Source organism: Oligoflexia bacterium (assembly GCA_034439615.1).
Classification (GTDB): Bacteria; Bdellovibrionota; Bdellovibrionia; order JABDDW01; family JABDDW01; genus JAWXAT01.
Genome location: JAWXAT010000047.1, coordinates 202755 through 225037 on the forward strand (window position 1 = coordinate 202755; position 22283 = coordinate 225037).

At 39.7% G+C, this 22283-nt stretch carries 24 protein-coding genes; 16 read left to right on the forward strand and 8 right to left on the reverse strand.

All coding sequences use genetic code 11. The features are described 5' to 3' along the window. Positions 1 to 4 precede the first annotated feature (4 nt). The 8 genes from SGI74_11790 to rsmG all read left to right on the forward strand — a co-directional run bounded on the left by SGI74_11790 (position 5) and on the right by rsmG (position 8446). Complete coding sequence (locus SGI74_11790) at positions 5 to 1027, forward strand: quinone-dependent dihydroorotate dehydrogenase (GenBank protein ID MDZ4678175.1); 1023 nt, start codon at positions 5 to 7, stop codon at positions 1025 to 1027. A gap of 62 nt (positions 1028 to 1089) precedes the next feature. Then, entirely contained in the window at positions 1090 to 2058 is a 969-nt protein-coding gene (locus SGI74_11795) for an extracellular solute-binding protein (GenBank protein ID MDZ4678176.1), read from the forward strand. Between the two features lie 87 nt (positions 2059 to 2145). Beyond that, on the forward strand, positions 2146 to 3678 hold the full coding sequence (locus SGI74_11800; protein MDZ4678177.1) for an iron ABC transporter permease: 1533 nt from the start codon (positions 2146 to 2148) through the stop codon (positions 3676 to 3678). Further along, complete coding sequence (locus SGI74_11805) at positions 3679 to 4647, forward strand: ABC transporter ATP-binding protein (GenBank protein MDZ4678178.1); 969 nt, start codon at positions 3679 to 3681, stop codon at positions 4645 to 4647. Positions 4648 to 4695: 48 nt separating this feature from the next. Then, a complete protein-coding gene (locus SGI74_11810; protein ID MDZ4678179.1) occupies positions 4696 to 6057 on the forward strand; it encodes an ethanolamine ammonia-lyase subunit EutB in 1362 nt (453 codons plus the stop codon). A 10-nt stretch (positions 6058 to 6067) separates the two neighbouring features. Then, positions 6068 to 7045: an ethanolamine ammonia-lyase subunit EutC gene (gene eutC, locus SGI74_11815; protein MDZ4678180.1), complete on the forward strand. Its 978-nt coding sequence runs from the start codon at positions 6068 to 6070 to the stop codon at positions 7043 to 7045. Between the two features lie 40 nt (positions 7046 to 7085). Further along, positions 7086 to 7742, forward strand: a complete 657-nt coding sequence (eutL, locus tag SGI74_11820; protein MDZ4678181.1) for an ethanolamine utilization microcompartment protein EutL — start codon at positions 7086 to 7088, stop codon at positions 7740 to 7742. A gap of 26 nt (positions 7743 to 7768) precedes the next feature. Continuing rightward, positions 7769 to 8446 carry a 16S rRNA (guanine(527)-N(7))-methyltransferase RsmG gene (rsmG, locus tag SGI74_11825; GenBank protein MDZ4678182.1) on the forward strand — a complete coding sequence of 226 codons (678 nt, stop codon included), beginning with the start codon at positions 7769 to 7771 and terminating at the stop codon, positions 8444 to 8446. Here the strand turns inward: rsmG and SGI74_11830 are convergent. Together SGI74_11830 and SGI74_11835 are read right to left on the reverse strand one after the other, a co-directional pair. Continuing rightward, a complete protein-coding gene (locus SGI74_11830; GenBank protein MDZ4678183.1) occupies positions 8429 to 10282 on the reverse strand; it encodes a SpoIID/LytB domain-containing protein in 1854 nt (617 codons plus the stop codon). The two genes, rsmG and SGI74_11830, sit on opposite strands and share 18 nt — an antisense overlap. 104 nt (positions 10283 to 10386) lie before the next feature. Next, positions 10387 to 11151 carry an RNA methyltransferase gene (locus SGI74_11835; protein MDZ4678184.1) on the reverse strand — a complete coding sequence of 255 codons (765 nt, stop codon included), beginning with the start codon at positions 11149 to 11151 and terminating at the stop codon, positions 10387 to 10389. 47 nt (positions 11152 to 11198) lie between these two features. Here SGI74_11835 and SGI74_11840 point away from each other — a divergent pair, with 47 nt between their 5' ends. From SGI74_11840 to SGI74_11860, 5 genes are all read left to right on the forward strand, one after another. Next, on the forward strand, positions 11199 to 12335 hold the full coding sequence (locus SGI74_11840) for an ABC transporter substrate-binding protein (protein ID MDZ4678185.1): 1137 nt from the start codon (positions 11199 to 11201) through the stop codon (positions 12333 to 12335). Positions 12336 to 12542: 207 nt separating this feature from the next. Next, positions 12543 to 13262 carry a response regulator transcription factor gene (locus SGI74_11845; protein ID MDZ4678186.1) on the forward strand — a complete coding sequence of 240 codons (720 nt, stop codon included), beginning with the start codon at positions 12543 to 12545 and terminating at the stop codon, positions 13260 to 13262. Next, complete coding sequence (locus tag SGI74_11850; GenBank protein ID MDZ4678187.1) at positions 13259 to 13657, forward strand: response regulator; 399 nt, start codon at positions 13259 to 13261, stop codon at positions 13655 to 13657. Before SGI74_11845 ends, SGI74_11850 begins: the two co-directional genes overlap by 4 nt. After that, positions 13654 to 15087, forward strand: a complete 1434-nt coding sequence (locus tag SGI74_11855) for a HAMP domain-containing sensor histidine kinase (GenBank protein ID MDZ4678188.1) — start codon at positions 13654 to 13656, stop codon at positions 15085 to 15087. Before SGI74_11850 ends, SGI74_11855 begins: the two co-directional genes overlap by 4 nt. Next, positions 15084 to 15383, forward strand: coding sequence for an Hpt domain-containing protein (locus tag SGI74_11860; GenBank protein MDZ4678189.1), 300 nt, complete (start codon positions 15084 to 15086; stop codon positions 15381 to 15383). Before SGI74_11855 ends, SGI74_11860 begins: the two co-directional genes overlap by 4 nt. 68 nt (positions 15384 to 15451) lie before the next feature. Here SGI74_11860 and SGI74_11865 read toward each other — a convergent pair whose 3' ends face one another. Together SGI74_11865 and tgt are read right to left on the reverse strand one after the other, a co-directional pair. Then, positions 15452 to 15649: a cold shock domain-containing protein gene (locus SGI74_11865; protein ID MDZ4678190.1), complete on the reverse strand. Its 198-nt coding sequence runs from the start codon at positions 15647 to 15649 to the stop codon at positions 15452 to 15454. A 96-nt stretch (positions 15650 to 15745) separates the two neighbouring features. Beyond that, complete coding sequence (gene tgt / locus SGI74_11870) at positions 15746 to 16945, reverse strand: tRNA guanosine(34) transglycosylase Tgt (GenBank protein ID MDZ4678191.1); 1200 nt, start codon at positions 16943 to 16945, stop codon at positions 15746 to 15748. 135 nt (positions 16946 to 17080) lie between these two features. On the opposite strand from tgt, the gene SGI74_11875 reads away from it, so the two are divergent. The 3 genes from SGI74_11875 (at position 17081) to SGI74_11885 (ending at position 18785) form a co-directional block, all read left to right on the forward strand. Beyond that, positions 17081 to 17647, forward strand: coding sequence for an NAD(P)H-dependent oxidoreductase (locus SGI74_11875; protein ID MDZ4678192.1), 567 nt, complete (start codon positions 17081 to 17083; stop codon positions 17645 to 17647). 97 nt (positions 17648 to 17744) lie between these two features. Then, on the forward strand, positions 17745 to 18233 hold the full coding sequence (locus tag SGI74_11880) for a hypothetical protein (protein ID MDZ4678193.1): 489 nt from the start codon (positions 17745 to 17747) through the stop codon (positions 18231 to 18233). Positions 18234 to 18335: 102 nt separating this feature from the next. Continuing rightward, complete coding sequence (locus tag SGI74_11885) at positions 18336 to 18785, forward strand: hypothetical protein (protein MDZ4678194.1); 450 nt, start codon at positions 18336 to 18338, stop codon at positions 18783 to 18785. Position 18786: 1 nt separating this feature from the next. On the opposite strand, the gene SGI74_11890 is transcribed toward SGI74_11885, so the two are convergent. From SGI74_11890 to SGI74_11905, 4 genes are read right to left on the reverse strand one after another with little or no spacing between them, the layout of a single operon-like run. Beyond that, on the reverse strand, positions 18787 to 19680 hold the full coding sequence (locus SGI74_11890; protein ID MDZ4678195.1) for an SMP-30/gluconolactonase/LRE family protein: 894 nt from the start codon (positions 19678 to 19680) through the stop codon (positions 18787 to 18789). A 22-nt stretch (positions 19681 to 19702) separates the two neighbouring features. Further along, positions 19703 to 20320, reverse strand: coding sequence for an L-threonylcarbamoyladenylate synthase (locus tag SGI74_11895; GenBank protein ID MDZ4678196.1), 618 nt, complete (start codon positions 20318 to 20320; stop codon positions 19703 to 19705). Positions 20321 to 20361: 41 nt separating this feature from the next. Beyond that, on the reverse strand, positions 20362 to 20931 hold the full coding sequence (gene greB / locus SGI74_11900) for a transcription elongation factor GreB (GenBank protein MDZ4678197.1): 570 nt from the start codon (positions 20929 to 20931) through the stop codon (positions 20362 to 20364). After that, on the reverse strand, positions 20921 to 22123 hold the full coding sequence (locus SGI74_11905; protein ID MDZ4678198.1) for an MFS transporter: 1203 nt from the start codon (positions 22121 to 22123) through the stop codon (positions 20921 to 20923). The genes greB and SGI74_11905 overlap by 11 nt, the downstream gene beginning before the upstream one ends. Between the last annotated feature and the right edge of the window lie 160 nt (positions 22124 to 22283).

Genomic DNA, 22283 nt, shown 5'->3' on the forward strand with positions numbered 1-22283 from the left:
TGCAATGTATGACTTAATCAAACCCTTTATTTTCCTTCTGCCAGCTGAAACCGCCCATTCTCTTGGAATGCTTTGCGTAAAATTTATCGGCTTTCTGCACCGCTTTGGAATTTGGCCCCGCCCTCATTGGGCAAAGCACCCCAAACTTCAAACCAACACACCCTTTGGTAAGATTTCCTCTCCCCTAGGCTTAGCCGCCGGGCTCGATAAAAACGCCCAAGGCCTTTGGGGTTGGCAAGCCCTCGGTTTTGGATTTGTTGAAGTCGGAACCGCCACCCCTGTAGCACAACCCGGAAACCCAAAGCCCCGGCTTTTTCGGTACGTTAGGCATCAAGCCATCGTCAATCGCATGGGTTTTAACAACATTGGTGTGAAGGCAATTGCTGAAAATGTAAGGCGTGCAAAAAAAAATGGCCTGCAAATAAAAATTGGCGGGAATATTGGTAAAAACTTTTCCACACCTAGTGATCAAGCTGGGGAAGATTACAAACGAGCCGCCATCGAATTTTCTGACTGTGTTGATTACCTGGTAATAAATGTCAGCTCCCCAAACACACCCGGGCTTAGAGATCTGCAGAGTGAAAAAAATCTTGATGAACTTGTTTCTGCAGTTAGATCTGTGGTTACCGACATCCCACTTTTTATTAAAGTGGCACCTGATAACCAAGCGAAATTCATCGATGGGGTGCTTAATGTCGCACGTAAACACATGGTATGCGGGATCATCTGCGGAAACACTTTAGCTAACCATGCTTCAGCTTATGGCTTAAGTGACCGCGAAATTCTCGTACTCCCCAACGGTGGGCTCAGTGGACGCCCCGTATTTTCTACAAATCTTGCCCTCACCCAAGCTTATGTCGAAAAATCAAATTCAATGCTTATTATCGGAGTTGGCGGAATTGCTGATACCAAGCAAGCCATGAGTTATTTTCAGGCTGGAGCGGGACTTATTCAGGTTTATACAGGTTTTATCTTTGGCGGCCCTCGCTTAATTAAAAATATTTTAAAAGATTTGGCGAAAGCTTAAGCTTCTTGCTCTTTTTCAGGGGCAAGGCTATCTCCTTGGAGTATCTTTTTGGGAGGTTCACTATGACTATTTTGAATTTGATTTTTAACAAAAGAAACGCGGTAGCTTTTGTTACCTTTTTTTTGAGTTTGCAACTGCAAGCAGCGCCGAAGCAAATTTGGATTTACACTTCGATTTATAAAGAATTTGCTGAGCCGATTAAAAAAGCGTTTGAAGCCAATAATCCTGATACTGAAGTTCAAATTTTTCAAGGTGGTTCAGAAAAAATTCAAGCCAAAGTTGAAGCTGAACTTATTGCACAAAAACCTCAAGCCGATGTCATTCTCACCTCTGACGCTTTTTGGAGCGCTGATCTCGGAAAACGAAATCTCGCACATTCTCATAAAGGAAAACTTACAGAGACTAATTATCATTCATTGATGATTTTAGTAGCCCACAAAGATCTCCCACTTGATCAACGACCAAAAAGCTTTAGTGATCTTACAAAACCTCAATACAAAAATCTTATTCAAACAGGAAGCCCGCTAGAATCAGGCACTATGTTTTCAACAGTGGCTTACCTAAGCCGAAAATATGGTTGGGATTATTTTAAAAAACTCAGAGAAAACAATGTAGCCTCCAGCGGGGGGAACTCTACAGTTATTCAAAAAATTGAATCTGGTGAGAAAAAAGTCGGATGGGTTCTTTTAGAAAATGCTTTGGCTTCGCAAAAACGTGGAAGCCCCATTGAAATTATTTATCCAATCGATGGAGCAATACCAATACCAAGTGTGCAAGTAATATTAAAAGACAGTAAACAAAAAGAAACGGCTGAAAAATTTGCTGAATTTATTTTATCAAAAGAAGGCCAAGAGCTATTGCGTAATGGTTTTATGTACAGTGTACGTAAAGACGTAACAGCTCCAGAGGGTGCAAAACCAATCAAAGAAGTTACAAAAAAATCCACCCCCTGGACAGATAAAATAATCGCTGAAGTGGCTGCCGACGCAAAGAATATTAAAAAACAATTTAGCCTTATTATTTTGGAATAAAATTTGAATTGGATTTTCATTTTCCTATTAGGAGTTTTTTTTCTTGCTCCTCTGACTGGGCTTTTAAGTCAAGTCAATGCCGAGGTGTTGCGCGAAATCTATCAAAGCCCGTCATTTCTAAAATCATTGGGTGTGACTTTATCGTCTAGTATCTCTGCAAGTCTTATTTCAGTAATAATTGGAATGCTCTTCGCAAGACAATTTGCTCACAACCTGTGGCGCTTTAAGCGCCTCCAACGTCTTATGCTACTGATTCCATATCTTGTGCCTAATTTTATCTTAGCCATTGCCTTTGTAGTCGCGTGGAACCCAACGACGGGGCTTCTTAATTATTGGGCAGTGTTTCCGGGCGGTCTCTATGGTCTTTTCGGAATGATTTTTCTATTTTCGATCACCCATATGCCGGTGGCATTTTTACTTTTTGAAGAAAAACTCAAACGCATTGATTCATCACTCAGAGAGGCAGCAAGACTTTCTGGTGCTTCTAATTTTAAAGTTTTTTTAAAAATTGAATTACCTCTCTTACGCCCCGCGATCATCGGCGCCTGCGGACTTTGTTTTGCTCTTAATATCTCAGCATTTGCAATACCTGCATGGATCGGTGCACCAGAAAAAGTTTATCCCCTCACCTACAAAGTTTATCAAGCTATCCAACTTGGCGGTCTTGAAGGTCTTCCCCAAGCTGCAAGTTATTCAGTTATTTTATTTTTACTTTCACTTATCCCGTTATTTTTAGGATTTTGGCTTCAAGGAAACGAAAAGAAATATGTTCTTTTATCTGGTAAAACGGCAAAAGAATCTTCAGAGAAACAAGGCATCATTGGTTTTTTAAGTTTTCAAATATGGTTTTTTATTTCACAAACGATATTTTGGATTGCTCCACTCATGTGTTTATTCCTAAGCACAATAGTTAAGCCCGGTTGCCTTCAATCTATTGGAGTTAAGTGCTTAAATGAAATATCTTTTAGCCATTATAAATACGTAGTTTTTGATCTTGCCGAAACAAAAGCAGGACTTCATGGAAGTTTACTTTATGGTTCATTAAGCGCACTTGTCATTGTACTCATGGCAATTGTGAGCCTTGCCCTATTTTCTAAAAAAAATGCGCAACTAAAAACGGTAGAGACTATTCTCACTATTCCCTTAGCCACGCCAGGGGCGATTATCGCACTAGGTTTAATTGTTGTTTATTCAGGCAAATATGGCGTGAATCTTTACAACACCCCATGGATCATCATGACAGCCTTTATTATTAAACATGCTAGTCTTGCTTTTCAGCCGTTAAGAACAGGGCTTTCAAATATTTCCCCATCACTTTTTGAAGCCGCAAGACTCAGCGGCGCAAGTTCAGCCGGTGTTTGGAGAAAAATTGTATTACCGATATTAAGACCTGAGTATTTAGGTGGGTTTTTTCTCGTACTTATTCCAATATTAGGTGAATTAACAATGTCTGTGTTTTTAACGAGTCCTTCGTTTCAATCTATCGGAACAGTTTTATTTGATCTTCAAGATTACGCCGATCATGCGTCAGCCGGAGCATTAGCAATATTACTTGTTCTACTTATTTTAAGTTTAAATGAATTAAGTCGTTTTTTAAGTCGTGGAAAATTGGGGTACTAAATGGCACATCTAAAAATAAATAATCTTACGAAATCTTATGGAGCCAATAAAATCCTCCACGGGATTTCGCTTGAAGTACAACAAGGAGAATTTGTTTCTTTTCTTGGACCTTCGGGGTGCGGAAAAACCACAACACTTAGATGTATCGCTGGCCTAGAAACACCAGATAGTGATAGCGGAGATATTACTGTTGGCGACAAAACTCTTTCGTCACAAAAAATTTTTGTAAAACCTGAAGATAGAAATCTTGGAATGGTTTTTCAAAGCTATGCAGTTTGGCCACACATGAATGTATTTGAGAATGTGGCATTCCCCTTGAGAATGAAAAAACGATTTAATGATCTTGGGCATAATGAAATTTCAAAAATTGTCTCCGATTCATTAGCACTAGTTCATCTCTCAGGTCTTGAAAAACGATTTGGCAATGAGCTCTCAGGTGGACAACAACAACGTGTAGCACTTGCAAGAGCTTTGGCGATGTCACCTCAGATACTTCTTCTTGATGAACCTTTAAGTAATTTAGATGTGATTTTGCGTGAAGAATTGAGAGCGGAAATTCAAAAACTTCAAAGACATCTCAAAATGACGACCATTCTTGTGACCCACGATCAACGTGAAGCCCTTTCATTGTCAGATCGTATATTTCTCATGAACAAAGGTAAAATCGAAGCTGTGGGTACACCTGAAGAACTCTACACACGTCCTCCAACGGTCTTTGCTGCAGAGTTTTTAGTGGGTGGGCAAACCTTTAACGACAAATCAGGAAAGCCACAGAGTTTTATTCCACGACGCTGGAAACATTACCCAAAGCCTGGTTTAGGCAGTTATGAAACACAAGTGGTTTCAAGACTCTATTTAGGGTCAGAATATGAGTATTGGGTAGAAAGCTCCCAACTCCAGGGTACTGTTAAGTTTTTTTCAGCCGAAAAACTCGAACCAGGATCCAAAGTTTATCTCACCTACCAATGAAATGAATTCTAGACAAAACCCTTTAAAATCATGTAATTAATGCGGCTTGTGAAACTCTCAACTGAACTCAAAGGTACACATTATAATTTTCAAACCGTCAAAGAGGTTTTGGCTAAAGCCAATGAACCAAAATCTGGCGATCAGATGGCCGGTCTTGCCGCAAAAGATGCTCGTGAAAGAGTCGCAGCCAAGATGGTTCTCTCTGATATTACACTTGGTGAATTACGCGAACATCCAGTTGTGCCCTATGAAAAAGATGAGATCACGCGCCTTGCTGAAGACAGTTTAGATCTAGATGCTTTTAATAAAATTAAAAACCAAACTGTTTCACAATTTCGAGAATGGATACTTCAAGACACAGTGAGTGGCCAAAACATTCTTGATATTTCTCCAGGCCTAACACCCGAGATGACCTCTGCAGTTACAAAACTCATGACTAATATGGATCTTGTCGTGGGTGGTCGAAAAATTCGCGTCGTAGTAAAATGTAATTCAACACTCGGGTTAGAAGGTCGCATTTCATCACGCCTTCAAACAAATCATCCCACCGACGATGTAAAAGGAATTATCGCCGGAGCCAAAGAAGGTCTATCTTATGGCACAGGTGATGCTGTCATCGGAATCAATCCATCAACTGATCGCGTTGATAGTTGTTATGATATTTTAAAAGCTACAAAAGATATGATGGAGCGTTGGCGCATTCCGACTCAAAATTGTGTTCTTGCACACGTGACAACACAAATGCGTGCACTTGAAAAAGGGGCTCCACTTGATTTGATGTTTCAAAGTATCGGCGGGAGCCAAATTTCAAACGAAGAATTTGGTGTAAGCATAAAACTACTTGATGAAGCCTATGACATGACACTTAAAAAAGGCACAGCACGTGGTGATAATGTAATGTATTTTGAAACCGGTGAAGGTACAGCCTTAAGCGCAAACGGACATCATGGCGCTGATCAATTAACCATGGAAGCAAGATCTTATGCACTCGCACGTCGTTATAAACCATATCTTGTAAATTCAGTTGTCGGATTTATTGGCCCTGAATATCTCTATGATTCAAAACAAATCATTCGCGCAGGGCTCGAAGATCACTTCATGGGGAAACTCATGGGGATCAGCATGGGTTGTGATGATTGTTACACTAACCACGCGGTGGCTGATCAAAATGATCAAGAAGATTTAGCAGTACTCTTGGCTGCAGCCGGAGTGAATTATCTCATGAGTCTTCCCATGGGGGATGACGTCATGCTTAATTATCAATCAACAAGTTTTCATGACAACGCAACACTGAGAACAATTTTTGGATATAAACCAACACCCGAATTTGAAACGTGGATGGAACGCATGGGTATTTGGGAAAACGGCCGCCTCACAGCAAAAGCCGGTGACCCCAGTATTTTCATGTAAGTGAGAACTTGTGACTGAAATAGATAAAACTCAATTATCAGAATTGGTGCGAAAAGTTCTCGCTGAAGTATTAAGCGATAAGGTCACACACACTGAGCCTGTTTTAGAAAAAAAGCCAACCAGAAACTTAGCTCAAGAAAATATTGCGCGCTGGTTAGGTCATAGTTTGCAAAAAACTCAAACTCGTAACTCCACAGCTTTAAAACTACCAATCATCACATCACAAGATGATGCGAAGGCAAAAACTCAAACTCCTTCTGATAATGAGAATTTAATTCCTAATCCCAGAAAACCTGAAAAACTAACGGCCGCTTTAGAACATTCTCCCGCACGACTTGGTGTTTGGCGTGCGGGTACTCGTTACCTCACAAGTGTAGCTTTAAAATTACGAGCTGATCATGCCATTGCAAAAGATGCCGTGTATGCTGAAATGCCAGCTCACTTTGCTGAAAAAAATAATTGGGTGCCGCTTACAACCAAGGCCACCAATAAAGAGAAGTTTTTACTACGCCCTGATTTGGGTCGACAACTCGATGATAAGAGCCTTTTACTAGTTCGCGAAAAAGCGATTAAGAACCCTGATATTCAAATAACAGTGGCTGATGGTTTGAGTTCATGGGCGGCAGAAAGATTTGCCCCTGCGATGGTTGCAGAACTTCAAAAACTTTTTTCTGAAGCTAAAATGACTGTGGGCACAATTTATTGCGTGAGATTTTCGCGCATTGCCGTTCAAGATGTCATTGGTGAAGCTGTGGGTGCAAAAGTAAGTATGATTTTATTGGGTGAACGCCCAGGCCTTGGCACCGGCGACTCATTATCAAATTATATGATCTACGGGCCAAAAGTGGGCACTGTAAATGCCAATAAAAGTATGATTTCAAATATTCACGCTACAGGACATACTCCCATAGATGCCGCACGCTTGACTTTTAGCATGGTAAAGAAAATGTTTGAACAAGGTTGCAGTGGAGTTAAATTAAAAATTTAATGTCAGCCCCTCATGGAGCTGTAAGCTTTAAGGATACACTATGGAACTCGTACCGTTAAAACCAAAAGTACTCAGCCGCCAAGTAATTCATCAAATCACTCCACAACTGGCAAAACAGTATGGCGTGAAAAATTCTAAACATGAAAGTCTGGGTCTTATTACTTGTGACTTTGATGACGCCCTTTATGTCGCACTTGATGAAGCCACCAAACACGCCAATATCGAAGTGATCTATGCGAAATCATTTTATGCAGGCAGCGGGCACTCGAGTGGCCCACTTTCAGGTGAAGTCATCGGCGTGATTTCAGGTAGTGATCCTTCTGAAGTAAAAGAGGGGCTTGATGCTACTGAAGATTGTCTTTTAAAAGAGGCTTGGTTTTACACATTACTTCCTGAGCAAAAAACCAACTTCTTTCCCCACGTAGTCTCAAGTGTAGGGCACTATCTTTCAAAAGTTGCAGAGGTGCCCGTTGGTTCTTCACTTGCCTATCTTATTGCTACACCAATAGAAGCTATGATTGGCCTTGATGCCGCCATGAAAGCTGCGCGAGTAGAACTTGCCAAATTTTATGGTCCACCAACTGAAACAAACTTTGCTGGGGGGCTCTTGAGCGGTGATCAAACAGAATGTGAACAAGCTGCACGAGCATTTGCTGAAGCTGTGGCTCAAGTTGCTCAAAACCCTATTACTAGATAAATTATTTATGAAACGAGTATTTTAAAGTGAGTAGTCAGTTATCTGCTGTAGCAAAAAATCTTGAGATTGTTTTTGAAAAAACGGGCATCACCCTATCATTGACAAATGAAATGCTCGAGCAATTCGCAAAGTTTTATAAATTTTTACTTGAGTACAATAAAAAATATAATCTCACCCGCCTTACAACTTTTGAAGAAGTTGCTGTAAAACATTTTGTTGATTGCATCTATGTTGCTCAAATTACAAAACTACCTGAGAGGCTTTTAGATTTGGGCACAGGCGCTGGGTTTCCTGGTGTTCCCCTTAAAATCGTATCCCCATCAACACGGATATTTTTAGCCGAAGGGGTTCAAAAGAAAGTTGAATTTCTAAAAGAGCTTCGCGAACATTTAGACCTTAAGAATTTAGACATCATCGGGAGAAATGTTGATCCTAAGATGCAGTATCCGGTCACAGGGGTTATCACGCGCGCTGTAGAACTCACCAATGCCACACTTAAAAACGTCGTAAACTGCCTACAAACCGGTGGAAAAGTTTTATTAATGAAAACACCGGGGATTGATTCTGAAATTGATGCTGCTGTCAAAGAAATGGGACATCAGTTTAAGCTTTTAGAAAACATCGACTATCGCTTAGGCAATACAAGTCATGGACGAAAACTTGTGATTTTTGAAAAAATTAAAATATCACCGAATATTAACTGAAGAGCCGTAATAGAAATGAAGAATATCTGAATATCGCTTACCCGCTTTTGCAAGTACAGCGGCTCCTACTTGACTTAAACCAACACGATGACCATTGCCGTAAAGATAAAAAGTTACAATGCCTGTGGGCTGGATTTTCACATCAAAATAGTCAGAGTCATTGATTTTAATATTTGTGTGGGCATAAAAAGCGAGAAGATTTTTTCCGGCAAGAATCACTGAACTTGTTGGGCCCGCGATCTCAAGTGCCGTAACTTCTGATGAAGAGTTTCGATCTTTTACAACAACACGTGTAATTGATTGGTCAGAAAAACTAATACGTAAATTTCGTAGAGTACTAATGATTATCTGCGGTTTCAGCTCACGCTTACGAGTACCACCGATTCCACTTCTCACTGCTGTGACATCATATTCATTCACAGGCACGAGATAGGGAAATTCAGCTTCTGGTCTGCCCCTGCCCCAATGTTTGATTGATTTTGTCTGGCCACCACTATTGCCATGAAAGTTAGCTTGAATCACCTTGCCCTGATAATAAACTAATCGCCCTGCGGTTGCTTGAATTGCTCGCGTTGCTCGAATTGTTTCAATTTCGTAGCCGAGGTATTGTTGATCGTCAGTTGTGGGTTTTACATCTGCACAACCGGTAAGTGGTGCATCGCTATTTGATTTCCAATTTTTACGAATAAGCACTTTATATGTCGCATAGGTGCGAGCTGCCACACTTTGAGCCTTTAATGCTTCATCGCCAAACATAGCGTATTTTTCGTCTTTACCCGCCGACCCCATTTCTGCAGGTACTACACCAAAAAGATAATCTTCTAGATCGACAACATTCATTACACGAATATGAGGTGATGAAACTGAGCTTTCATCTGAGCAGGCTCCATGAGTTTTTTGTGTTTCGTAACTGACAACAAATGTACCGCGATAAGCATGACATCTCCCATCACCGCAAACTTCGATAACCGTCGAAACCCCAGGTACAATATGATAAGCCGCTAAAGGAAGTGAATACTTATCGTCAATGATCATTTTCTTTAATTTAAGACTAAACGAAATTTTCTTCGCACTCGCAATAGCAACACCGTCACTTAACCGTGCGATAATGAGTTCTCCACCAATTGCCTTAAGAACGGCTGAATCTAGTTTTACAGTTTGTTTGTAGGCATCTGTGTGATGAGATTTTGAAATTGGAAAAATCTTAACCCAGATAGCATCATGGGTGCGAACAGGCTTTGGAATAATTGAATCATTTTTTGATACTGGCACTGGGGACTTTTGTTGATCTGGTGGTAATGTTGGTTGTGGCAAAGGTTGCGGCCCCTCAGGCAGTGCTGTGGGCGCAGGAGTTGGCGTTGATGCAGCCGGTGTTACTGGTACAGTTTGTGTCGATTGCTCTTTGGGTTTAGGAGCTGCTGTTTCAGGAGTTTGAACTTTCAATGGCAGGTAATTTCTTATTGGTGCACGGTCTTTCACAGGGCTTTCTGTAAATGTTTGTTGACCAATTTTTAAAACACGTAGGCGTTTAACTTTACTCTCTTTAGATTTTGACTCAGGAGGAGTTTCAACACTCACAGTAACAATTTCTTCTAGCGCAGGTTGATAACGTGTCTCCCAGTCTTTTTTGTAATCTTCTGGAATTTCAACTGCCCCTGGCCCATCAATGATGCGAGTGCTATGAGGGGCTCCACTCACTTTACCAGCAGCAATTAAAGGTGAGGCGTCATCTCTGCTGTTAGGATTTCTTCCACAACCAACAACTAATAACACAAGTGCAAGTGCGCTTATTGTTCGTGAAATATTGAGAATAGAATTAAAAATCAAGCCTCTCATAGACATAGAATTTAACACATCGCCATAGTTCGCACTAGACCGCAAGAAACGTCACCGATTTTACATTTTTACTTTGTGTATATGCGAGCTTAAGTCAAATTCGTCTAGAAAGTAGACACTTCTACTGACCAAGCATACAGCGCGATGGCCGTAGCAACTGAAGCATTGAGTGATTCAACCTGATTTTTCATAGCAATACTGACCATAAATTGAGGCTTAAAACCCTCAGGAAACCCCGGGCCTTCAACGCCAGGAACAAGCACAAACCGCTTTGGAAATTTAAACTTAGAAATCTCTAATCCGGTACTGTCGAGAGCAACAACTGGTAATGTTCCAAAATTAATTTTATCTAAAGAATCAGCTCGATAATATTCATGATTTAAAAGAGTTCCACTTGCAGCGCGGCTACTCTTAGGATGACAAGGATGGGCACAACCTTTTGAAATAATAATTTTTGAAACACCAAAGGCAGCTGCAGAACGTAACACGGCACCCACGTTACTTGGCTCTTGAAACGCAATTAGCAGCTGACAACCGTCACTTGCTGATTCTGGAGACCAGGGTAAAAATTGTGGGGGCGTAATCAATAGAATCGGAAACCGATTACCAAAAACATCAAGATTTTTAAAAAGAGCTTTATCTAAACGATAAATCGTCAAATTCGAACTTTGAGTAAAAGTTGGAAGTTCCATCTCCGGTGTCAGGATAATCCCCAAGCAGCTTTTGGTATGATGCTCTAATGTCTCACGCACGGTTTTTTTGCCAAATAAAAGTGCTTGGTCGTTAGCCATGATCCCCGAAGAGGTCAAAAGGCTTTCAAATACTTTATAGGTCTCGTTTTGAGGACTTTGAATTTCGTAAGTTTTCATGAATTTGTTCCTTGCACCAAGTACTTATTATGAATAATTTAACATTCATGAAGATACTAGAAAATAAATGGTTTGGGTTATTCTTGGTTTTAGCTCTCATAGTCACGAGCCCTGTATCCATGGCTCGTGTTGAATCGACTGCTAAATCTAAAAAAGCCTCAATTGTCATGCTTTACACAGTACACGCCAGTGATGACGCCGAACAATTTGATAACCTCAACGAGGTGGCGCAATTTTCAATTGATCAATATGACCTTGAAAATAAAACCAAATCAGATTTTAAACTATTCACCGTTGATGACAAAGATAATCCACAGCACGCTCAAAAAGTTTTAAAAAAAATCGTTGAAGATGAAAAACCTATTGCCATTGTAGGCCCTCTTTATTCAAACGTCGCTTTGGGTTTAAAAGACTTTATTAATGAATCTCAAATTCCAATGGTATCGATTTTTGCCACTCATAATGATTTAACTAAAAATAGCGCATTTATGTTTAGAATCTGTGCATCGAATCGCCGACTTGTGAAATCCATGGCTGATTATTTAATTCCTGAAGTGCAAAAACATGGCTTAAGTGTCACAACTTTTAAAGACGTATCTGATGACTACTCAACTGATCTTGCAGATACTTTTAGAATTAATATCTCTGGTGCAAAAATTAACACCAACGAAATATTATTCAGAGGCTTAAGTGGTATTGAGCGACTTAAAGATATCAACGCAAAACTTTGGCGCCCCACGAAGAAAGATGTTTTGTTTTTACCCACACGAGATATCGTCGCTGGTAAAATCATTACGGCTATGGAATCAGAACCATATATGGTCGCTGCAATTGACACTGTTAATTTTTTAGGTCTGATGAAAAAAATTAAATCACAAAAAACACATATAAAATTAGTAACCACTTCACAGTGGTTACCTGGAAAATCTGAATTCAGTAAAAAAATTGAAGCCGCCTATCAAAAACGCTTTCGAAAAGCGATGAACATCACATCAGCACTTACGTTTGATGCCACATATGCTGTTGTTGCCGCCCACTACCGCGCACAATCCAAAACCGTTCCTCTGGCGGTAGCTCTACGTGATGCCAGTAAAGTCACAGGTGTGACTGGTCTTATTCTCATAGGCCAAGACGGTGAACGTGTATTTAGTGACCAATTTTTAAAAGAAGAATTTATCGAATAATTCAATGTTTGCGGTGTGGTCACGCCTATAACCTAAAATACTAGTCTTGAGACTAGTTTCGGTTAATAAACACACGTCTTTGGCACTGACGAAACCCCTTAAACCCTTACAATTTCTTAGTTATATTCCGATAACAACTATGAAAACAGATGCTTGTAAACGCGCTTGCCCCAATAAGGCAAAGCCAAAGGTTATGGAGAATTTCAAATGACCAATGTGAATGTTTTGATTGTTGATGATGATCAAGACTTACTTCGAGTCGTTCAAAAAATTCTTGAAGCAAATGGATACACCGTCACCACCGCTTTGAACCCGATTGAAGGTATGGATAAATTCTTACAAGAATCATTTGATTTGGTTTTGTCAGATGCAAACATGCCGTATAAATCAGGTTTTGAACTTATCAAAACAATACGTTCACACACTCACGCACCCCATGTTGCCATTGCACTTCTCACCGGTCGTCGAGATAAAAAAGACGTCCAACATGGTCTTGATTGCGGAGCCGATGATTATATTATCAAACCCGTCGATCCTGATTTATTCATTGCTAAAGTAGAAAGTCTTTTAAGAAAACGCCCTCCTCAATTTAAGGCGGAAGTAAATTTTGCAGAAAGCCCCGTTCGCATGCCCGCACAGTGGGACATCGCCAATGAAATTGTAAGCGTATCTGAGCAGAGCATCACAATTGTTGGCCCTGTAGCCACTGCCCCTAATTCAAAAATGAAAATAGAAAGCCCACTTTTTGACATTATCGGAATCGAAACACCAACCATGCGCGTTGTTCACTGCAACGTAAAGACTGATGCGCGGTTTCAATTTTTAACCAAAGCTACTTTTATTGGTCTCACTGATAGTGAAAGACAAAAAATACGTTTTTGGGTGAATGCTCATACAGGTATTCATAAGAGCGCAAAAAGCTCATGAAAATTTTATTAGCCGAAGATGATCCCAGCATTCAGATCATTGCCAAACTCACTTTGCAAAAAGTGGGTGGGCATGAAGTTGTTATTGTTAATAATGGTGAAGAAGCAATCAATCGCACACAAACTGAAATATTTGATCTGATCTTACTTGATGGAATGATGCCTGTAATGGATGGCCTTGAGGCCTGTCGACAACTTAAAAAAAATCCCCAAACAAAAAATATTCCCGTAATCTTTATGACTGCCAAAAATCAACAATCAGATATTGATGAGGGGTTCAAAGCTGGGGCTATCGGATATCTTGTGAAACCTTTTGATGCAAAAGAGTTATGCAACGAGCTGTTAAAAATTTACAACAAATATCTCTTTGATCATAACAATGAGAATGCAGCATGAAAACCCTGCAAAAACAACTCAGCAGACTTTTAATTGCACTCTTACTTGTCACCGGTCTTAATTCTGTATTTCTATGGAAAACACTTACAAATCTTTATCAAGCCTCTGAAAAATTACAAAAAAACCAAAGAGTCATAGCACTCGCCACTGATCTTGAGCGTGGTTTTTTTGAAGAAGATAAACTACGAAGCATTGAGCCTGATGAAAGAGAGAAAAAACAACTCAATAATGTTCGCAATCAAATTAAGAGTGATCTTAATGAGATTTTAAATTTAATCGACGACAAACAAGGTGTTGCAAAAATTCGAGAGATTCAAAATTTTTGGAAAAGCTCAAAAGATCATCACGGCACAACACAACTTATGATTTTTGTTCGCTCTTTTATTGCAAACCAACAAAAGTTTTTAAAGCCCCTCGAAGAGGGCGCAAATGATGCCACAAAAGCTACAACTATATTTGCCGCTATTTATTTTATAGTTTTTGGCGTCATACTTTTAATCTTGAATAGTTTTTTACAGCACAGGCTTTTTATTCCGATGGGCAGGCTTTCAGAAAAAATGAAAGACTATCAAGCTGGCAATTATCAACTTCCACCACCCGATTCTAATGAAGATGAAGTGGGGCAACTTGAGGCGCGATTTTATGAAATGGCAGGGCGTGTAGGTCAAACAGTTACAGAACTTAAAGAAATTGATCGCGTGAAAACAGATTTTATTTCTATTGCCAGCCATGAACTCCGTACACCAATGACCTCCGTGAAAGGTTCACTGAGTTTAATCTTAAGTGGCACTGTCAGTGATGTGAACCCAGAGGTAAAAGATCTACTTACTATTGCAGAAAAAGAAACAGATCGTTTGATTCGACTTATCAATGACATTTTAGATCTCACAAAAATGGAAAGTAAAAAACTTTCAATAGATAAAAAATGGCACATGCTCAATGAAGTTGTTGAAACCGCCGTTTCTGCAATTCAAGGGTTACTTGAAATTACAAAAGTAAAAATACAAATGACATTTCCAAATGTGCAATACAAAGCATTTATGGATCGCGATCGCATCACACAAGTCATCACAAACTTACTTTCAAACGCTGCGAAATTTAGCCCCGCAGGTTCTATGGTCACCATTGGTTATGAACCTTATGAAAATGGCATCATGATTTACGTCAGCGATCAGGGCCCTGGCATTGCCAATGAACATAAAGATCATGTTTTTGAAAAATTCAGAAGCACCGATGCTGGGAAATCAAAAATTATTAGAGGCACAGGGTTAGGTTTACCCATCTGTAAAGCACTCGTAGAACAACACGGTGGCCGCATAGGCCTTGAATCAGAATTTGGAAAAGGCGCAACATTTTATTTTATATTAACAGAAGCTGTGGCTACCACCCAATACACCAGCAATGACGTCACCAACGAGGAGGCCGCATGAAGGCATTACCACCAGACATTTTAGCAGAACTTCAAGTTGAGTATATAAAAGGCTTTCCCCAAAAAATTACAGACATTGATGAAGCTCTTATGAATAAACAATGGCCAACATTGATAGAATTACTGCACAAATTAGTAGGCTCGGGAGCAACCTATCAAATGCCCGAAATCACCGATCATGCTCGCGAAGCAGAAACTTACCTAGAAAAAAATCCATCGCCTGATCTAAATAAAATCACAGCACTTGTGAAATCGTTAACGGCGATTTTGAAAAATCATATTCTCGAAGCTGCATAATTATACTAAAAAATAAAAGGGCCGAGTTTTTCAACTCGACCCTTGGCAAATTTCAACTCTAAATAAGATTAGTTCGTGATGCGAACTTGAGCTGCCTGAGGACCTTTACGGCCATCAACAACTTCAAATTCCACTTGATCACCTTCTTGAAGCTGAACACCAGCAAGATCATTCGCGTGAACGAATACATCTTTGCCGCCATTTTCAGGAACGATGAAACCAAAACCTTTTGAAGCATTGAAAAATTTGATTGTACCTTTTTGCATTTGTTTAACCCTTTATAAAAAATTAAAAACATTAACAGCAAAAACGCTGCCGAGAAAATAAGTAATCTACTTGGTTAATCATTACGAGAAAAATCGTTATTGATTTATAAATTGTCCACGGGTTTTTTTCTTGACATGAATTATTACTGACGGTTCGCGAGAAAATTCTACGTCGAGAACCTCTTCACTTCCGTGCCAACTTGCAAGGCATGATCGGTAATACTCAATAAACCGGTTTTCAGCAATTGACACACGAATATTTTTCATCAACTTCTGATAAAAATAAATATTATGTAAGGCAAGTGCACGCCACCCCAATGTCTCACGACATTTTGTGAGATGATGTAGGTATCCACGACTATAAGTTTTGCAAGTGCTACATTCACACTGAGAATCAACAACTTCATCTGACAAACGATACTGGGCTTGAGATAACTTTACTTCTCCATGAGAAGTATAAACATTCCCTTGTTGAGCCATCTTCGTAGGAATAATACAGTCAAACATATCAACGCCACGCTTAACTGCCTCTAATAAATCAATCGGTGTTCCCACACCCATAAGATAGCGCGGTTTATTTTTAGGCAAAAGTTCTGCGACAAGCTCGGTGAAATCTTCTCGCTGAGCTTTAGTTTCTCCCACGGCGAGCCCACCAATAGCTAAGCCATCAAAATCATGTTGAGTTAAAAAATCAGTACTTTGACGTCGAAGATCTTCAAACACACCACCTTGTACGATTCCAAAAAGAGCCTGATGTGAATTCACATTTGCAGCCAAACTTCTCAAAGCCCATCGATGAGTGAGCTCCATAGCTTTTTTTGTTTCAGCATGTTCAGCAGTAGATGTGATGCATTGATCAAGAACCATCATGATGTCTGAACCAATAGCGTTTTGCATAGCGATACTGCTTTCAGGTGTAAGCTTGTACTCATTACCTTCAACGTAACTTTGAAACACAGCACCTTCTTCAGTAATTTTTCGAGAACGTGGAAGTGAAAATATTTGAAAACCACCTGAGTCAGTAAGCACTGGTTTATTCCAACTCATAAATTTATGAATACCACCAAATTTTTGAAACACCTCAATGCCGGGTCTTAAAAGTAGATGGTAGGTGTTGCCTAAAATGATTTCGCTGCCAGTAGATTCAATTTCAGGAGTATCTAAGGTCTTCACAGTAGCAAGTGTACCCACTGGCATAAATGCAGGGGTATTCACATCACCATGAAGTGTTGAAAACCGACCTAGTCGCGCCTTTGAATGGGTGTCTGTTTTAAAGAGTTCAAACTTAAACTTCATTGCTCATAACCTTTAACAACGTGTCTCTACCGTACTGTAATTCGTAGCAACCTAACCTGTTTGACGCAAAATGACAACCGCCTATGAACATAGCTCTAGACTCTGCGAGAAAAACCAAGGATAACGCTAATCTGTATGGCAAAAATACAAACCAAAATCTTAGCCTTTTGTGGAAGTTTTCGCTCTGGTTCACTGAACAAGAAACTTTTACTCATTGCTTGCGATGAACTTAAAACCCAAGAATGTGAAATAAATTATCTTGAGCTAAAGTCTTTGGAATTACCCGTATACAATGGGGATGACGAAGACGCCCTAGGTCTCCCGGCAGGGGCTCAGAAATTAATTAAAGCCCTTGAAGAGGCCAGCGCTATTTTAATCGCGACGCCTGAGTACAACGGTTCTATTCCCGGTGGCCTTAAAAACGCCATTGATTGGGCTTCGCGAGCTAATAAAAATCCCTTTAAGGGGAAGACTATTGCGCTCATTGGTACATCTTCTGGTTGGTGGGGGGCTACGAGATCTATTACACACCTGAGAGCCAGTCTTACGCATTTACAGGCTGTTGTAATCCCGGCTCAATTGGCTCTACCTAACGGACAAGAAAATATAAAAGATTCCAAGCTTACGCAGGACGTGCATGCAAAACAATTAAAAGCTGTTTGCACTGAGCTAGTCCATTTTTCTGAAGCTTTTAAGGCTTAAAAATCAAGGCCATCTTGAATTTGCCTCTCAGATTAGGCACAATATAAAAGATCAATCAGCTTCACTTATGGAGCCGATTAAACAAGAGGTTTACGTCGTGAGTAACTCGCTGAAAGACGCACTGATAAAAGCAGGTGTTGTTTCAAAAGAAAAATTAGATCGAGAAAAAGAGTCAGATCGTCGCGAGAAGATTCAAAGCAAAGGTCCATTGCAACACGGAATTCATGCTCATCATATTCGTACAGATTGTGATCATTGCAAAAAGAATTCCCCTGATATTGAATTTTACGAACACACCAATCGCAGCATTTTAGCTAAATGGCTTTGTATTCCGTGCGCAGATAAAGCGTGTATCAAAGATGATTGTCGTCAATCAGCCCAGAGCAGTTATTCAAAATCAGGGATTTTTCGCCGTGAATATGGTGCCACTAAAAAAATGGCCCCCACATCACCAGGCGTAGTTCCGCCCAAAGCTCCAGCGACACCACCCAAGTCAGCGCAAGCTGCTGACGCAAAACCTGTCAGCAAACCCCAAACGCCTAGGCCAAAAATTCAGCCCAAAGCTTGGGTTAAAAAGCAGGGTTAAATTTAATAGCCCAATCATTTCATTGACCTATCGCGTTAATTCAACTATAAGTAGCCCACAATATTGGCAAATGTCTGCCATTAGTAATTGAGGAGTAATCCGGTGAAACTTTTAATTATCGCTTTGAGCACGGTATTTCTGAGCACTGCAAATGCAGCAAAACTTGAGTGTCAATTAGAAGCTGGACAACTTGTTCCAAACCAACCCAAACAACTTATGACCGATGTTGTTTGGAGTGAAAAAATTCCACTTGAAAAATCAACTTACGAAAGAGCCGAAGTTAAACTCTCAGCAAATGACACTATTTATATCACCATTAGCATTGAAGAAACTTCTGGTGGTCGCATCATCGAAGCAGCCATCAGTCGATTTGATACCGTTGGACAACGCAAATGGCATAACTGGGGTGTGGGAAATTCATCTTACAGAGGTATGATGCCCACTGTGCTTCCCGCTAATTTTTCATTAACCGCACCACTTACCGGTACAGTTGATAACAACAAAGAAATTACTGGTTTTGATGGATTACTTCTGGAATGTGACCTTCGCTAAATTATTTATTAATCGGCTTAGTTAAATCATAAGCTGTGATTAAATTTTCTGCCATGCGTGGAACAATCAACATTTTTTGTTTTGCGATATAGCCAATATCAGCCGAGCCTTTCATACCTGATAGCATGACACTCACATTTCCCGATGGTGTGATTGAAAAAACTTTTCCAGCCATCCAGTCTGAGACTAAATAATTACCCAATTCATCTATTTCAAGACCATCAAGATTACCCGCAGGTTTTTTAGTAATAAGAGTTTTCTTTTTTGTTTTTAAATTAAGTTTATAGAGATTTCCTGGGATTTTTGTTTTCCAATTTGCATCGGGTATCCCCCACGCCGCAACAATGAGATCATCTCCATTAATAAGTAACCCATTTGGCGCTTCGAGATGATTGCCTTGAGCAAATACAGAAACTGTGCCATCAGGATTTATCTGATATATTTTTGAGCCAAATGTGTCAGATACATAAATAGTTCCGTCATTTGTAATTGCGATATCATTTAGAAATTTAGAATCACCAATATTGATTTTTTTAAGTATTTTCCCAGTGGCAATATCGATAACAAGAACATCGTGGATATCTGAAACATACAAAGTGCTTTTGTGTGAACGCATGCCTTTTGGAGCATTAAGGCCTTCAATCCATTTCGTACTTGTCATTTTTCCTGATTCAGAAATTTTTTGAATCCAGCCTTGTCCATCAGCTTTATCTGGCTGACCAACTACGTTTGAAATGAAAATCGTTTTTGTTTCGACATCATGATAAACACTCTCAGGCTCGCTACATTGATCACATAATTCCCAACTTACATAATAAGATGACTTTTTTTCTTTCACCGCAGCGAAACAAAAAGTTGAGAGCATGAGTAGTGTAATAGATAAAATAATCTTCACGAGTTCTCCTATTTTTTTTAATTTACATTGAGCGAAAGAAATTAACTGGGCCAACACCTTCGCGAATAACACGTACTGAATTTTCGCTAAGGTCTACAACACTGGTAATGCGTGGAGCAATAGCTCCACCATCAACGATGCCATCAACTTTTCCGTGATACCAACGTGCGATTGAAAGTGGATCAACAGGACCGCTTTCCATTCGAACTGTTGAACTCAAAAACGGGCTCTTTAATGCACGAATTAAATCTAAAGTGGTCTCATGCTCAGGAATACGAATACCAACAGATTCTCGTTTCATTCCAGCCAATGGCGGAACTTTATCTGTAGCACGTAAGATAAAAGTATATGGCCCGGGTAAATGCTGTTTTAAGAAAAATTCAGCAAATTCATCAATCACGGCATATTCACGCACCATCTCTAAATCTGAACACATAACTGTATAGGGTTTATCAACAGGACGTAATTGAATTTGGGTGATGCGCTCTGTTGCTTTTTCGCTGTGAAGAGCACAGCCAATGGAATAACCCGTATCGGTTGGGTAAACCACAACCGCGTCGTTCTTTATGAACTTTACTGTGTCGGTGAATTCTTTTGTATTACGAGGATCATCCCCGTCGTGAAATATGGCTAAAAACATGTTCTTGATTAAACACCAAGTTTAATAAAAGTCTAGTGGATTTAGCTTGTTCCGTCTTCTGGGTACTCAATTTTAAGAATTTTCAGCTCAGTCTCACCATTGGGTCGTTGCACAATGACGTGTGAGCCCTTTTGGGCATTCATCAAAGCCTTAGCCACAGGTGACACCCAGCTAATCTTACGACTTTCGATATCGATTTCATCCTCGCCTACGATTTGATAGCTAAGTTTACGGCCATCTTCATCTTCAACGGTTACCTTTGCGCCAAACAAAACCTGCTCTTTGGATTGTTTTCCAAGCTCAACTACGACTGCACTGGCCATACGTTTACCCAAGAATTTTAGCCTTCGGTCGATTTCGCGTAGTCTTCGCTTTCCATAAATGTAATCACCATTTTCTGAGCGATCACCGTTGCTCGCGGCCCAAGCGATTGTTTCTACAAGTTTTGGACGCTCGTCATGAAAGAGCTTTTGATATTCAGTTTTTAATTTTTGAAAACCATTGGGCGTGATGTAGTTTTTGTAACCATCGGGTGAGCTGCCACCTTCGTCGCCATCTTCATCGTTATCTAAATCAGAATCAGTGAGGTCATCTTCTTCATTATGCAACATTGATTTCACCGCTCGTTCTTTCTTTAAAGAATATCAAAAGAATAACTCCAAGTAGGGCAAAAGTAGCTGAGGCCCAAAATGCCCATTGCACTCCGTAAGAATCAAAAATACTAGCAAAAATAATATTTGCTGGAACTATTCCCAGTGCATTAACCACACTGAGCCACCCATAGCTTTCACCTTTATTATCTTTATTCACGTAATCGGCCACCAGAGCTTTTTCTACACTCTCAGTGAATCCGTAAAAGAGTCCGTAAAGACAAACTAAACCAACAAATGCATGATTCGTGAGCCCTGGTAAACCGATAAAAAAATATGACACTGCGTATGTGAGCCATCCAAAAATCATGACATATTTGCGTCCTAATTTATCTGAAATTTTTGAAATCTTGTATGAAGAATAAACGGTTACTACATTAAAAGCTGTCATGATCATGAAAATTTCACGAAGTGAAAAACCCATTTTTTTAGCTCTCAAAATTAAAAATGAATCACTGGAATTTGCTAATGCAAAAATAAAAGCGATAAAGAGGTAATGTTTGAGCTTGGGATGTAGTTTTTTAAAATTAAAAGTGAATTTTCGAGATTCAATAGCTTTATGCACTTTAGGTTCATGAACAAATAAAGCCAGTACGATAAGTGCTAATATCCCAGCAGCGGCTGCTATCAAAAGTACTTGGGTTAAAACTACTTCGTCATTCTCATTTAGTAAGGGCAAGATCAAAGCCAGCGTTCCCAAACCTATAACAGAACCGAGTGAATCTAAGGCGCGGTTGATTCCAAAATTTTCACCAAGATTTTCTTTTGTGCTTAAGTCGACAATCAAAGCATCTCTAGGTGCACCTCGAATTCCTTTACCCAATCGATCAAAAACGCGAATAACGCCAATTCCAAAAGCAGAAGTACTCAGTACGATAAATGATCTGCCCACAATTGACATTGCGTAACCTAAAAAAACTAATGGTTTTCTTTTTTGAATTTTATCTGAATAGATACCTGAAAAAAGTTTTGTGATAACACTTAGTGCTTCAGAAATTCCCTCGATGAGCCCTAATCCCATAGCACTGGTGTTAAAAACAGTTACTAAATAAATGGGCAATACTTTTGATACGACTTCACTGGAGAGGTCGTTAAAAAAACTCACCATTCCGATCCATATTACGGAGCGTCTATTTTTATCTGGTTCATTCATGGGGTCTAGGTCTAGCGGATTTTAGTTTTACATGCGACTAAAATAGTGAACAGTTTCTTGCACTTAAACTGTTATCTGGCATGCCATAGGGGCTTAATAAAACAAACGTTTAAAACAAGTGTTTGTTTTTTAAAACACTTGTTTTATATTATAATCACAA

Excerpts from the sequence above, each read along its gene's own strand:
- SGI74_11790 (MDZ4678175.1), top strand. The coding sequence starts at position 5 with ATGTATGACTTAATCAAACCCTTTATTTTCCTTCTGCCAGCTGAAACC.
- SGI74_11795 (MDZ4678176.1), top strand. The coding sequence starts at position 1,090 with ATGACTATTTTGAATTTGATTTTTAACAAAAGAAACGCGGTAGCTTTT.
- SGI74_11805 (MDZ4678178.1), top strand. The coding sequence starts at position 3,679 with ATGGCACATCTAAAAATAAATAATCTTACGAAATCTTATGGAGCCAAT.
- eutL (MDZ4678181.1), top strand. The coding sequence starts at position 7,086 with ATGGAACTCGTACCGTTAAAACCAAAAGTACTCAGCCGCCAAGTAATT.
- SGI74_11830 (MDZ4678183.1), bottom strand. The coding sequence starts at position 10,282 with ATGAGAGGCTTGATTTTTAATTCTATTCTCAATATTTCACGAACAATA.
- SGI74_11835 (MDZ4678184.1), bottom strand. The coding sequence starts at position 11,151 with ATGAAAACTTACGAAATTCAAAGTCCTCAAAACGAGACCTATAAAGTA.
- SGI74_11840 (MDZ4678185.1), top strand. The coding sequence starts at position 11,199 with ATGAAGATACTAGAAAATAAATGGTTTGGGTTATTCTTGGTTTTAGCT.
- SGI74_11845 (MDZ4678186.1), top strand. The coding sequence starts at position 12,543 with ATGACCAATGTGAATGTTTTGATTGTTGATGATGATCAAGACTTACTT.
- SGI74_11850 (MDZ4678187.1), top strand. The coding sequence starts at position 13,259 with ATGAAAATTTTATTAGCCGAAGATGATCCCAGCATTCAGATCATTGCC.
- SGI74_11855 (MDZ4678188.1), top strand. The coding sequence starts at position 13,654 with ATGAAAACCCTGCAAAAACAACTCAGCAGACTTTTAATTGCACTCTTA.
- SGI74_11860 (MDZ4678189.1), top strand. The coding sequence starts at position 15,084 with ATGAAGGCATTACCACCAGACATTTTAGCAGAACTTCAAGTTGAGTAT.
- SGI74_11865 (MDZ4678190.1), bottom strand. The coding sequence starts at position 15,649 with ATGCAAAAAGGTACAATCAAATTTTTCAATGCTTCAAAAGGTTTTGGT.
- tgt (MDZ4678191.1), bottom strand. The coding sequence starts at position 16,945 with ATGAAGTTTAAGTTTGAACTCTTTAAAACAGACACCCATTCAAAGGCG.
- SGI74_11875 (MDZ4678192.1), top strand. The coding sequence starts at position 17,081 with ATGGCAAAAATACAAACCAAAATCTTAGCCTTTTGTGGAAGTTTTCGC.
- SGI74_11895 (MDZ4678196.1), bottom strand. The coding sequence starts at position 20,320 with ATGTTTTTAGCCATATTTCACGACGGGGATGATCCTCGTAATACAAAA.
- greB (MDZ4678197.1), bottom strand. The coding sequence starts at position 20,931 with ATGTTGCATAATGAAGAAGATGACCTCACTGATTCTGATTTAGATAAC.
- SGI74_11905 (MDZ4678198.1), bottom strand. The coding sequence starts at position 22,123 with ATGAATGAACCAGATAAAAATAGACGCTCCGTAATATGGATCGGAATG.